General features: G+C 68.7%; 10 protein-coding genes. 6 read left to right on the forward strand and 4 right to left on the reverse strand.

Annotated features, from left to right (window positions below):
- Nucleotides 1-54: 54 nt before the first annotated feature.
- From FCF25_RS00805 to FCF25_RS00815, 3 genes are all read left to right on the forward strand, one after another.
- Nucleotides 55-2,028: a long-chain fatty acid--CoA ligase gene (locus FCF25_RS00805; RefSeq protein ID WP_137046981.1), complete on the forward strand. Its 1,974-nt coding sequence runs from the start codon at nt 55-57 to the stop codon at nt 2,026-2,028.
- 107 nt (nt 2,029-2,135) lie between these two features.
- Nucleotides 2,136-2,780, forward strand: coding sequence for a cyclase family protein (locus FCF25_RS00810; RefSeq protein ID WP_137046982.1), 645 nt, complete (start codon nt 2,136-2,138; stop codon nt 2,778-2,780).
- Nucleotides 2,781-2,822: 42 nt separating this feature from the next.
- Nucleotides 2,823-4,514, forward strand: a complete 1,692-nt coding sequence (locus FCF25_RS00815) for an aldehyde ferredoxin oxidoreductase family protein (RefSeq protein ID WP_137046983.1) — start codon at nt 2,823-2,825, stop codon at nt 4,512-4,514.
- A 60-nt stretch (nt 4,515-4,574) separates the two neighbouring features.
- On the opposite strand, the gene FCF25_RS00820 is transcribed toward FCF25_RS00815, so the two are convergent.
- From FCF25_RS00820 to FCF25_RS00830, 3 genes are all read right to left on the reverse strand, one after another.
- Nucleotides 4,575-5,183, reverse strand: coding sequence for a hypothetical protein (locus FCF25_RS00820; RefSeq protein ID WP_137046984.1), 609 nt, complete (start codon nt 5,181-5,183; stop codon nt 4,575-4,577).
- Between the two features lie 129 nt (nt 5,184-5,312).
- Nucleotides 5,313-5,981 (reverse strand): hypothetical protein, encoded by a 669-nt coding sequence (locus FCF25_RS00825; RefSeq protein ID WP_137046985.1) that lies wholly within the window; start codon nt 5,979-5,981, stop codon nt 5,313-5,315.
- A 238-nt stretch (nt 5,982-6,219) separates the two neighbouring features.
- A complete protein-coding gene (locus tag FCF25_RS00830; RefSeq protein ID WP_117594326.1) occupies nt 6,220-7,353 on the reverse strand; it encodes a thiolase family protein in 1,134 nt (377 codons plus the stop codon).
- Between the two features lie 280 nt (nt 7,354-7,633).
- Between FCF25_RS00830 and FCF25_RS00835 the strand changes: the two genes are divergently transcribed.
- The gene (locus tag FCF25_RS00835) at nt 7,634-9,046 is read left to right on the forward strand and encodes an ATP-binding protein (protein WP_137046986.1); all 1,413 of its coding nucleotides are present in this window, start codon (nt 7,634-7,636) and stop codon (nt 9,044-9,046) included.
- Nucleotides 9,046-9,870: an MBL fold metallo-hydrolase gene (locus FCF25_RS00840; protein WP_137046987.1), complete on the forward strand. Its 825-nt coding sequence runs from the start codon at nt 9,046-9,048 to the stop codon at nt 9,868-9,870. Before FCF25_RS00835 ends, FCF25_RS00840 begins: the two co-directional genes overlap by 1 nt.
- Nucleotides 9,871-9,873: 3 nt before the next feature.
- Here the strand turns inward: FCF25_RS00840 and FCF25_RS00845 are convergent, their stop codons facing one another.
- Entirely contained in the window at nt 9,874-10,863 is a 990-nt protein-coding gene (locus tag FCF25_RS00845; RefSeq protein WP_137049328.1) for a DUF5787 family protein, read from the reverse strand.
- Between the two features lie 189 nt (nt 10,864-11,052).
- Between FCF25_RS00845 and FCF25_RS00850 the strand changes: the two genes are divergently transcribed.
- A complete protein-coding gene (locus FCF25_RS00850; RefSeq protein ID WP_137046988.1) occupies nt 11,053-12,282 on the forward strand; it encodes a translation initiation factor IF-2 subunit gamma in 1,230 nt (409 codons plus the stop codon).
- The last annotated feature ends 16 nt before the right edge of the window (nt 12,283-12,298 follow it).

The following is a 12,298-nucleotide window of genomic DNA, read 5'->3' on the forward strand; positions in this document are numbered from 1 at the left end:
GTGGTGTTCGCAAACGTACATTCTTTTAAATGTGGGATACCGTATCTGCGTGGTATGAACTGGCGGGACGCGGAAGCGGCGTACGACAGCGAGGTCCTCGGTCGAACGACGCTCCCCGTGATGTTCGAGGAGAGCGCCGAACGCAACGCCAACCGCATCGCCCAGCGGTACAAAGGCGGCATCTACGACCGCTCGCTCGCGCCCGACGTGGTTCCGGCGGCGGCGGCCGACGAGTACGGCACCGTCACCTACGCGGAGATGCGCGATATCGTTCGCAACCTCGCTGCGGGCTTCCGTGGCCTCGGCCTCGAAACCGGCGACCGAGTCGGTATCCTCTCGCACACGCGGATGGAGTGGGCACAGACCGACTTCGCGGTTCTCGCCGCCGGCGGCGTCGTCACCACCGTCTACACCTCGTCGTCGGAGCGACAGGTGAAGTACCTGCTCGGCGACCCCGACGCCTCGGCCGTCGTCGTCGAGAACGCCGACCTGCTGCGGAAGGTGCTCGCGGTCGAAGACGACCTCGACCTGGAGTTCATCGTCGTCGTCGACGACCTCGCCGACGGCAGCGGGATGGGCGGGGCGCTCCGCGACCGCGACGACATCCTGACGCTCGGCGACCTCCACGACCGCGGCGCGGCCGTCTTCGACGAGGCCGAGTACCAGTCGTGGCTCGACGCCCGCGACCCCGAGGACCTGGCGAGTCTCATCTACACCTCCGGGACGACCGGCCAACCGAAGGGCGTCCAGCTCACCCACCGGAACTTTCGCTCGAACGTCAACCAGTGCTACCGACGGTTCGGGCCGCGGCGCGACAAGGGCGACTTGCCCGTCATCGACACGCAGTCGACGACGCTCTCGTTTCTGCCGCTGGCGCACGTGTTCGAGCGCCTCGCCGGTCACTTCCTGATGTTCGCGGCGGGCGCTACGGTGGCGTACGCCGAGAGCCCCGACACGCTCCGCGAGGACTTCCAACTCGTTCAGCCGACCGTCGGCACGAGCGTCCCTCGCGTCTACGAGAAACTGTACGACGCGATTCGGACGCAGGCGTCGGAATCGCCGGTCAAAGAGCGCATCTTCGAGTGGGCGACCGGCGTCGGTCGCGAGTACCACACGACCGAGAGTCCCGGCACGCTGCTCACGGCGAAGCACCGCGTCGCCGACAGACTCGTCTTCGACCAAGTGCGGGAGGCGCTCGGCGGTCGCATCGACTTCTTCATCAGCGGCGGCGGCAGTCTCTCGGCGGACCTCTGCGCGCTGTACCACGGGATGGGCCTGCCCATCCTCGAAGGCTACGGGCTGACCGAGACGTCGCCGGTCGTCGCCGTCAACCCGCCCGAGAATCCGCAGATCGGCACTATCGGTCCGCCGGTACAGGACGTAGAGGTTCGCGTCGACGACAGCGTCGTCGGCAAGGAGACGCAGGAGTCGGCGGCCGGCGACGTGGGCGAACTGCTCGTCAAAGGCCCGAACGTCACGCAGGGCTACTGGAACCGCCCCGAAGAGACCGAAGACGCCTTCGACGAAGAGGGATGGTTCCGTACCGGCGACGTCGTCGAGATTCGACCGGACGGCTACATCGCCTTCCGCGAGCGCGCAAAGCAGATTCTCGTCCTCTCGACGGGGAAGAACGTCGCCCCCGGTCCCATCGAGGACGCGTTCGCGTCCAGCGCGCTCGTCGAGCAGTGCATGGTGCTCGGCGACGGCCGCAAGTTCGTCAGCGCGCTCGTCGTCCCCAACTTCGACGGCGTCCGCGAGTGGGCCGAGCGCGAGGGTATCGACCTCCCGGACGGTCCGAAAGCCATCTGCCGCGACGACCGCGTGTACGAGCGAATCGAGGCCGAAATCGAGGAAGCGAACGAACAGTTCGAGTCCTACGAGCAGATAAAGCAGTTCCGCCTCGTCCCCGAGGAGTTCACGGAGAACAACGACCTGATGACGCCGACGATGAAGAAGAAGCGCCGAAACATCCTCGACCGATACGCCGACCAGGTCGACCTGCTGTACGACGCCCCCGCGGCGAACTGAGTCGGGCAACCCGCCGACACCGACCGCACTAGGTCGACCGCCCACCCGGGACGCGGTTTCGGCCTGCGACGAGACGATTCTTGAGCGCCGCCTCCCTACCGACGCCCGTGCAAGACCTCTCGCACCAACTCTCGCCCGACACGCCCGTCTACCCCGGCGACCCGTCGGTCCGACTGCGTCCGCACGCGAGCCACGCCGCGGACGGCTATCGTGTCACCGACATCGGGGTCGGTAGCCACGCCGGCACTCACGTCGACGCGCCGTCGCACGTCCTCGAAGACGGCGACCCGCTCTCGGCGTTTCCGGTCTCGCGCTTCCGACTCGACGCGGAACTCGTCGACCTCCGACCGCTCGACGCGGGGGCGACGGTGTCGCCCGCGGCGCTCGAAGCCGCCGACCCCGCTCCCGACGGCGAGGCGCTCGTCCTCCGCACGGGGTGGGATGTCCACTGGGGGACAGGCGAGTACCACGACCACCCGTCGCTGTCGCCGGAGGCGGCGGCGTGGTGCGCCGACCGCGGCTACGACGTGGCGCTCGACTGCGCCAGCCCCGACCCGTTCGGGAGCACCGACCTCCCGGCGCACCGGGCGCTCTCGGGCGCGAACCGGCTAATATTCGAGAACCTGCGCCTCGCGGACGCCGACCTCCCTACCCGATTCCGTCTCCACGCGTACCCGCCGTCGTTCGTCGGCGTCGACGGCTCGCCAGTGCGCGTCGTGGCCGAGGAACGCGCACCCGTCGTCACCGAGTAACGTTCACGAACGTTTATCGGAGTGTCCACGAAACCGGGGCGTATGCACCACGTACAGGGACCGCTGCTCTCCATCGACGTCGGGGAACGGACCGCCGAGCGAATCGACGTGGACGACGTGCTCGACTCGTTCGTCGGCGGCCGGGGCGTCTGCACGAAACTCGCGTCCGACCGCATCCCGACCGACGCCGACCCGTTCGGACCCGAGAACAGCGTCCTCTTCGCCACCGGTCCGCTGCAGCACTCGCAGATGAGCTTCACCGGTCGGATGAGCGCGACGGGTCTCTCGCCGCTCACCGACGGCCTGCTCTCCTCGAACGCCGGCGGGTTCCTCTCGCGGAACTTCGTGGCTGCGGGCTACGCCGCCGTCGAGGTGACCGGCGCGAGCGACGAACTGCTCGCCGTCCACGTCACCGACGCGGGCGTCGAGTTCGAGGCGGTGCCCGAACTCGTCGAGGCGACGACCTCCGAGGTCTCCGACTACGTCGAGGAGACGCACGGACTCGGCTCGGACCACGTGCTCTGCGTCGGCCCGGCGGGCGAGAACCGCGTCCGCTTCGCCTCCATCATGACCTCCGAGAGCCGCGCGTTCGGTCGCGGCGGCCTCGGCGCGGTGCTCGGCGCGAAGAACGTGAAACTCGTCACGTTCGACGGCGACGCGGAGTCGACGCTCGACCTCGCGGACGTGACCGCGGAGATCCACCGCGAGGCGGCCACCACCGACCACCCGATGAAGCGGTCGGGGACCGCCGGGATGACCGAGTACGCGAGCCAGGTCGGCGCGTTGCCGACGCGCTACTTCTCGGAGCTCTCCTTCGAAGGCGCGGAAGCCATCGGCGGCGACGCCGTCGCCGAGAAGAAGTACAAGCGCGGCACCTGCTCGGCCTGCGCGTTCGCCTGCAAACTGCCGACCCGCGACGAGGAGAGCGGCCTGGAAACCGAGGGTCCCGAGTACGAGACGGTGATGGCGTTCGGCGCGAACGCCGGGGTTTCGGACCTCGTCGCCGTGATGAAGTCGAACAGACTGTGCGACGAACTCGGGATGGACACTATCTCCTGCGGCGACACCGTCTCGGCGTACCTCGCCAGCGAGGACGCCTTCGGCGACGCCGACCTCGTCCACGAACTGGTCGAGCGGATCGCCTACCGCGAGAGAGTCGGCGACACGCTCGCGGAGGGCGTCGCCCGCGTCCACGAGGAACTGGGCGTCGAGAACTGGAGCGCGAAGGGGATGGAGTTCCCCGCCCACGACGGTCGCCACCTCAACGGACAGGGCCTCGCGTTCGCCACCTCGAACCGCGGCGCGGACCACATGTACGCCGAGTTCTACGCCAAGGAGTACCCGCTGGTCCCCCGCGACCAGGCGGTCGACCCCGACGGACTCGACGGGAAAGCGCCGCTGGTCGTCGAGAAGGAGAACCACAACGCGGTGCTCGACAGCGCCGTCGCCTGCAAGTTCTCCCGCGACTTCCTCTCGCCGGAACGACTCTCGACGCTGCTCGACGCGCCGTACGACGAACTTCGAGAGATCGGCGCGCGCGTCGTCGAACTCGAACGCGCGTTCAACAACGCCCGCGGCTTCGACCGCGACGACGACGCGGTCCCGTACGACCTCCCCGACTTCGACGCCGCGCTCGACGAGTACTACGAGGTCCGAGGGTGGAACGCCGACGGAACCGTTCCCGGCGCGGTCGACTCGGCCGGTTCGTCCGACCCGACCTCCGCAGACGACTGAGGCGCGACGGTGCCGCGACGCTCAGCGACCGTTCATCCGCCGACTGAGACGCCGCGACGGTCAGCGACCGCTCATTCGCCGACCGAACGCGTACACCACCGCGGCGAGACCGACGAGCGTCGACACCGCACCGACGCCGGCGGTCGTCGCTCCGCGACGCTCGACGGACGAATCGACGGCGGCGTGTGCGGTCTCCGAGAGATTCGAGGCCCCCCGTCTCGCGCTGATTCGTTCGAGGCTCAACCGCGTCCGACCGCCTTCGCGGCGGTGGTTCTCGACGGCGAACAGCGACCCGGTTCGGAGCGTCGACGGTCCGAGAACGAGCAGGTCGACGCGGGTCGCTCGAACACCTCCCGCGGCGGGGTCGACGACCACGACTTCGTACCGTCGAACGTCTCCGTCGACCGAACGACTTTGTCCCCCGGAGGCGGCGTCGGTGTCGGTCTCCGCGACCCGGCCGACGACGTGCACCAACCGGCCGGTGTAGTCGGCTCCCTCGGGCGTCGGCTCCGAACCCGCCGCCACCTCGGCCGTGACCGTCTCTCCCTGTCGTTCGTCCGGATTCACCACGAACGCCGGTCCGACAGTCGTCGTCCCCGACCCCGACGCGGCGGCGCGGACCAGCTCTCGCCGCGTCACGCCGACCGCCGTCTCGTCAGCCTCCGACATTCTGATACGAGCAGAGACCGACGCCACCCCAATAAACGATATCACTTCTCTCACGGCGGGCGAACGCGGATGACAGCGCGGTGATGTGATGGCGCGACGACGCGACGGTGCGACGACGTGACTGTGCGACTACTCGCGGTCGGCGGAGCGGCCGAACCAGAGGGCCGCGCCGCCGAGACCCGCGGCGGCAGCGAGCTGACCGAAGCCGGGCGTCGTCGTCTCCGTCGACCCCGTCGTCTCCCCATCGTCGGCCGCGTCTTCGCCGCCCGTCGCGGTCGACTCCTCGCCGGAGCCGCTCTCGGTGGCCGCGCCGCCACCGTCACCGGTAGAGACGTTTATGGTACTGGCACCGACGGATTCGAGTTCGAGCTCGACGAGCGGACCGCCGCAGGACTGCTGGTTGCTCACCACGTAGAGGTTTCCGACGCCGAGCTCGTCGGTCCCCTCGACGGCGTAGAGCAGCGTCTCCTCGCTCGGGTGGTCGTCAGCGGTGCGGTCGATGAGGCGGACGACGTAGACGATGGCCTCGTCGTCGCTGCCGAAGAAGTCGCAGCTGTCGAGCCTGGAGACGCTCTGGTCGTTCGAGACGCCTCGAACGTGAACGAACAGTCCGGTGTAGTCGGTGCCGCTGAACGTCGGCGCGTCGCCCGAGATCGCCGCCGTCGTCGTCACCGTCTGCGCGGACCCGACGGCGGCGGGCACGCTCGTCGCCGCGAGTCCGGCGACGGAGACGCCCGCGGCGCGTAGCAGTCCTCGACGAGTCGTCTCCGCACGCCCTGACGTATCGTTGCGAGCCATCGCCTCGGAGGGCAACGCCCAGCCGTAAAAATCAAGCGTCGGTAGCGACGCTCCGCTCTCCGCCGTCTACCGCGAGAACTCGATGGCCGCGCCCTGACGCGACGACCTTTTTCGCTTCGCTCCCTCGCTGACGCTCGGTCGCTCGGAAAAAGCTCGAACAAAAGCCGCCGTCGGGGCCTTCCGTCCGGTCGGACCCTCCTCGGCCCGCACCCGCTCGCTCGCGCTTCGCCCCTGTGGTCTACCGCGAGAACTCGATGGCCGCGCCCTGACCGAAGCCGACGCAGAGCGTCGCCAGTCCGCGGTCGACGTCGCGGCGAATCATCTCGTGGACGAGCGCCACGGGGAGGCGAGCGCCGCTCGCTCCCAGCGGGTGACCGACCGCGATTGCGCCGCCGTTGACGTTGTACTTCTCCTCGTCGATGCCGAGTTCGCCTCGGGCGTAGACCGCCTGCGAGGCGAACGCCTCGTTCAGTTCGACGAGGTCGTAGTCGTCGATGGAGCGACCGTTACGTTCGAGGAGGTTCCGCGTCGCCGGGACCGGGCCGATACCCATCACCGTTGGGTCGACGCCCGCGACGGCGTTGGTGCCGATCTCCGCCAGCACGTCGAGGCCGTGGTCCTCGGCGAACTCGCGGCTGGTGACGAGCGTCGCCGCCGCCCCGTCCGAGATCTGCGAGGAGTTGCCCGCCGTCACGGTGCCGTCGCCGGTGAACGCCGGCGGCAGGTCCGCGAGCGTCTCCAGCGACGTGTCGCGGCGAATCCCCTCGTCCTCGTCGACGACGCCGTCCTCGGTCTCGATGGGGACGATCTGGTCGTCGAAGTAGCCTTCGTCGGTGGCCGCCGCCGCTCGCTCGTGGCTGCGGAGCGCGTACTCGTCCTGTTCCTCGCGGCTGACGCCGTACTCCTCGGCGACTTTCTCGGCGGTCATCCCCATCTGGAGTTGGAAGATGTTGTACCGCTCGGAGAGCTCCGGGTGGAGGTGCTGGTAGGAGTCCCCGTCCATCGGCACCCGCGACATGTTCTCGACGCCGCCGGCGATGATGGCGTCGCGGTTGCCAGCGGCGACGGCGTCGCTGGCGCTGATGATGGCCTGCATCGAGGACGCGCACCAGCGGTTGATGCTCGTCGCCGGCGTGTTCTCGCCGAGTTCCGAGAGCAGCGCGATGACGCGGGCGACGTTGTTGTCCTGCTCGCCGCGCTGCTGGGCGACACCCCACATCAGGTCGTCGATGTCGTCGCCGGAGAGTCCCGTCTCGTCGAGAATGGTGTCGATGAGCGGAACCGAGAGGTCTTCGCTGCGGACGTCCTCGAAGACGCCGCCGCCCTTGCCCTGTGCGGTCCGCCGCGCGGCCGCGATGACTGGTGTTGGCATACCTGCCCATCCGGGGTCTATCCTGATAAACGTGGGAGAACCGGGGGCCGGAGAAACCGAGTTTATCCGGCGTCCGTTGCGGCGTCGTCGCGGCTCGAACGCTCGCCGAGCGCACTGACGACTTCCGCGTCGCCGTCGACGACTTCCGCGTCGCCGTCGACGACTTCCGCGTCGCTATCGGCGGACGCGCGGTCGGGGACCGACGGTCGGTGTCGCTCGCGAGTGGGGCGTTCGCGCCGGTTCGACGGTATTAAGATTCTCTGGCAGCTAATTCTCGGGGATGAGCACCCCGGCTCTCGAAGTCGTCGAATTCCTTCTCACGGCCCACGTGTACAACGAAAACCGGGAGTTGGACGAGAACGACCTCCCGCCACGCTATCGGCGCGTCTTCTGGGCCGAGCGCGACGGGGACACCGACACCGACTCCGCGGAGGTCGAGCCCCTCGGCGGCGTCGAACGCCCGCTCTCGGTCACCGAGGCCGACGCCCGGACGGCCACCGGCGTCGAACGTCCCTGGGAGGCGGTCTCGGACCTGTTGTTCACCGACCGGACGGAGTTCTCCGGCACGCTCTCGTTCACCCAACCGGAGATGGCGCTGGAGTGGTACCTCAAGCGCGCCGACCGCGACCGCCTCGTCACGAATCCGACGCTCGCGTTCGTCGCGGAAGGCCGCGACGGCATCGACGTGACCCACGAGGAGGCCCGCGAGCAGAACCGCCCCATCCACGCCGACCGCGTCTGGATCGACAGCCTGCTGGAGGCGTACTTCGACACCGACGACGAGGAGGGCGACGCCGAGATGCTCGACCTCGTCCACGTCCGCGCGCCCGAGGAGATAGAGATGACGCTCGACGACCTCGTGCTCACGAGCGACCAGGAGGGCGAGATCAGCAAGATCGTCAAAGCCATCGAACACCGCGACTACCTCGCCGAGATCGGCCTCCGCGAGATCGGAAAACTGCTGTTCGTTGGCCCGCCAGGAACCGGTAAAACCACTATCTCACGCGCGCTCGCGCACGAGCTCGGGCTCCCGTTCGTCGAGGTCAAACTCTCGATGATCACCTCGCAGTACCTCGGCGAGACGGCGAAGAACGTCGAGAAGACGTTCGAGGTCGCAAAACGGCTCTCGCCGTGCATCCTCTTCATCGACGAGTTCGACTCCGTCGCCAAAACCCGCCGCAGCGACGAGCACGCGGCGCTCAAGCGCGCGGTCAACACCCTGCTGAAGAGCATCGACGACATCTCGCTCATCCGCGACGACGTGCTGCTCATCGGGGCGACGAACCACCCCGACCAGCTCGACGCGGCGGCGTGGCGGCGCTTCGACGAGATCGTCAACTTCCCCAAGCCCGACCGGCAGATGCGCGCGGACATCCTCCGCGTCATCACCCAGCGGATGGAGATCGCCGAGTTCGACCCCGAGTCGGTCGCCGACAGAACCGAGGGCCTCACCGGGAGCGACCTCCGACTCGTCCTCCGCGAGGCCGTCTTGGAAGCACTGACCGAGGAGCGGATGTCGCTCACGCAGGAGGACATCCTCGACGCGGTCGCCGACTTCGAGGAGCGGGACAACCTGAAGAACATGGACATGATGGACAGCGACTCCGACTCGCTCATCGCGGGCAACGGCGAGTCGTCGGACGCCTCGGACCGCGGCGACGACCACGATCACGCGCACGACCATCAGCACTGATGCGCGTCACCCTCCTCGGAACCGGCGACACGACGGGCACGCCCACCGTCGGGTGCGACTGCGACACCTGCCGGGCGGCGCGCGAACGGGGGGTCGAACGCTCGCGCTTTTCGGTTCACGTCCAGAACGAGCGGACCGGCGAGGCGCTGCTCGTCGACGCCAGCCCCGACTTCCGAAGCCAGTTTCTCTCCCACGACGTGCCGCTGCCCGACGCGCTGGTCGTCACCCACATCCACTTCGACCACCTCGACGGCCTCGGCAACGCCTACCGAATCTTCGACGACCTCCCGGTGTACGCCGCCGACGAGACCGACCCGAAGACGGGCGAGAGCGTCGCCGAGACGGTCCGTTCGAAGTTCGACTACCTCGACCGAATCACCGTCCACGCCGTGACGCCGTTCGAGTCGTTTCGCGTCTGCGGCTTCGACGTGACGCTCGTCCCCGTCGACCACCCGCCGCTGCTCTGCTACGGCCTCGCCGTCTCCGATCCCGAGACGGGTGCGAAGCTCTCGCTGTCGGGCGATACGAGCTACGACGTCCCCGAGGACTCGCGCGCGGCGCTCGCCGGCCCGGACCTCTTTCTCGCCGACGCTATCGTCCCGGCGGCGCTCTGCGAACACCACCCGGCCGGCGGCCGCCACCGCGACGAGGAGGGCGTCCCGCGGACGTTCGGCCACAAACACATGACCCGCGAGGGCGCGCTCTCGATGGCCGAGGAGCTGCGCGCGAAGCAGACTCGTTTGGTCCACACTTCGCACTTCTATCCCGCCGACGAGGCGTTCGAGGAACCGCTGGCGGTCGACGGCGAGCAGTACGTGTTGTAGCTCTCACCCGAACTGGTCCAGCCCGCTCTGTCGCCGCGCGACACCCGAGGGTTCCCGGACCCACGGCGAGCGCTCGGCGCGGATCGCGTCCAACCCCAGTTCCGACGGATCGCTCGCCTCGAACCCCGGACACGACTCGCCGCAGTCGCTGCCGGGGTCGACGACGCGTCCGAAGTGCTCGCAGTAGGGTCGCCCGTCGTCGGTGAGGCTCATCCGGGCACAGGCGGGCAGGTCGTAGCTCCGCCACCCCTTCCCGTACGCGCGTTCGGCGATTCGCCGCCGCTTCCGCGCTTTCTCGCCCGCGCCGACGACGGCCACGTCCGTCCGGAGCGGCCGCTCGTCGAGCAGTTCGACGCCGGGGTCGGCGACGGAGAGCGTCGCCGCCTCGCGGACGACCTCGCGCTCGCCGCTGTCGGGGTCGAAGCGCCAGACGCCGACCTCCTCGGGGATTCGGTTGAGATGCGCGCGCGTCACGTAGCTCTCGGTGGCGAGCACCACCTCGTCGAACAGCGCGAGACTCACGTCCGTCCTGAGTTGTCGTTCGAGGTCGCCCGGTCGCCCGAGGTCGGGTTTGTTCTCGATGCCGACCAGGCGGGAGAACCAGTCGTCGGGGTAGCGCGTCGTCCGGCGGACGTACTCGCGGCCGCCGCGGCGCTCGCGCTCGAAGAACCCGAGTTCGACGGCGCGGTCGGCGACGCGGCGGGCGACGTCGGGGTGGCAGTCGAAGGCGTCCTTCCAGTACGTCGCGCGGCCGACGCCCGCGGCGCTCTCGACCGCCAGCGCGGGGATGGTGCTCGGGGTGATTCGCGTCCGCGCGTCGAACTCGGGCCCCGGTTCGACGAGGACGGTGTCGACGATGCGGCTGCCGGGGGAGGCGACCGCCGCCCCGAGCTGTCGGGCGACGAGCGAGTCCGTCGTCTCTTCGAGATGCGCACAGAGGGCCAGCTCGAACCCGAACTCCTGCACGGGCGAGCGGAGGCGGCGGGCGGGCAAAAGGGAACTGGTCGTCGCCGACGCGGTGCGCGGCGAACCGCCGACGAGTCGGCGGAGACTCGCGGAGGGCTCCGAATCGCCGAAATCGAGTCGGTTGTTCACACGGCGCGAACCGTCAGCCGCGGTGAGAACAGCAACTTTATCACTCGCACGGGGCGAATCTTTCGCAAGATTGCTCTTAGGAGGTCAATGGTGACACAAACACAACAACCGGAGGTGAACATCGGACTCGTCGGCCACGTCGACCACGGGAAAACGACGCTGGTGCAGGCGCTCAGCGGGTCGTGGACCGACCAGCACTCGGAGGAGATGAAACGCGGTATCTCCATCCGCCTGGGCTACGCCGACGCGACGTTCCGACGCTGTCCGGGTATGGACGAACCGGAGTGTTACACGGTCGAAGAGGAGTGCGAGAACGGCGAACCGAGCGAACCGATTCGCACGGTGTCGTTCGTCGACGCACCCGGCCACGAGACGCTGATGGCGACGATGCTCTCGGGCGCGGCGCTGATGGACGGCGCGGTGCTCGTCGTGAGCGCCACCGAGGACGTGCCGCAGGCGCAGACCGAGGAACACCTGATGGCGCTCGACATCATCGGCATCGAGAACGTCGTCATCGCACAGAACAAGGTCGACCTCGTCGACCGCGACCGCGCCGTCGAGAACTACGAACAGATCAAGGAGTTCGTCGAGGGAACCGTCGCCGAGGACGCGCCCATCGTCCCGGTGAGCGCCCAGCAGGGCGTCAACCTCGACCTGCTCATCGACGCCATCGAGCGCGAGATTCCGACCCCCGAGCGCTCCGACAGCGACGACGCGCGGATGTTCGTCGCGCGCAGTTTCGACATCAACCGACCGGGGACGACGTGGGAGGACCTCTTCGGCGGCGTCGTCGGCGGCAGTCTCGTCGACGGGACGCTCAGCGTCGACGACGAGATCGAACTGCGCCCCGGCCGCGAGGTCGAAGAGGGCGGCCAGTCCGAGTGGCAGCCAATCACGACGACGGTTCGCTCGCTGCAGGCGGGCAGTCAGATGCTCGACACGGCGACGCCCGGCGGACTGCTCGGCGTCGGCACCGGTCTCGACCCGAGTCTCACGAAGGGTGACGCGCTGGCGGGGCAGGTCGCCGGAACGCCCGGCACGCTGCCGCCGACCCGCGAGGCGTTCGAGATGGAGGTCGACCTCCTCGAACGCGTCGTCGGCGGGGACGACGAAATCGACGAGATTTCGACGGGCGAACCGCTGATGCTGACCGTCGGCACCGCGACGACCGTCGGCGCGGTCACGAGCGCCCGCGAGAACGAGTGCGAGGTGTCGCTGAAGCGCCCCGTCTGTGCGGCCGAAGGGGCGAAGATAGCCATCAACCGCCGCGTCGGCGCGCGCTGGCGACTCATCGGCATCGGAACGCTCGTCGAGTAACGGATGGTCGTCGTCG

Origin of the sequence: Haloprofundus sp. MHR1, assembly GCF_005155585.1 — an archaeon.
GTDB classification, from domain to species: Archaea; Halobacteriota; Halobacteria; order Halobacteriales; family Haloferacaceae; genus Haloprofundus; species Haloprofundus halophilus.

Bases quoted from the DNA above. Each gene is read 5' to 3' on its own strand.
- FCF25_RS00820 (WP_137046984.1), bottom strand. From the start codon at position 5,183: ATGTCGGAGGCTGACGAGACGGCGGTCGGCGTGACGCGGCGAGAGCTG.
- FCF25_RS00825 (WP_137046985.1), bottom strand. From the start codon at position 5,981: ATGGCTCGCAACGATACGTCAGGGCGTGCGGAGACGACTCGTCGAGGA.
- FCF25_RS00835 (WP_137046986.1), top strand. From the start codon at position 7,634: ATGAGCACCCCGGCTCTCGAAGTCGTCGAATTCCTTCTCACGGCCCAC.
- FCF25_RS00815 (WP_137046983.1), top strand. From the start codon at position 2,823: ATGCACCACGTACAGGGACCGCTGCTCTCCATCGACGTCGGGGAACGG.
- FCF25_RS00805 (WP_137046981.1), top strand. From the start codon at position 55: ATGAACTGGCGGGACGCGGAAGCGGCGTACGACAGCGAGGTCCTCGGT.
- FCF25_RS00830 (WP_117594326.1), bottom strand. From the start codon at position 7,353: ATGCCAACACCAGTCATCGCGGCCGCGCGGCGGACCGCACAGGGCAAG.
- FCF25_RS00850 (WP_137046988.1), top strand. From the start codon at position 11,053: ATGGTGACACAAACACAACAACCGGAGGTGAACATCGGACTCGTCGGC.
- FCF25_RS00840 (WP_137046987.1), top strand. From the start codon at position 9,046: ATGCGCGTCACCCTCCTCGGAACCGGCGACACGACGGGCACGCCCACC.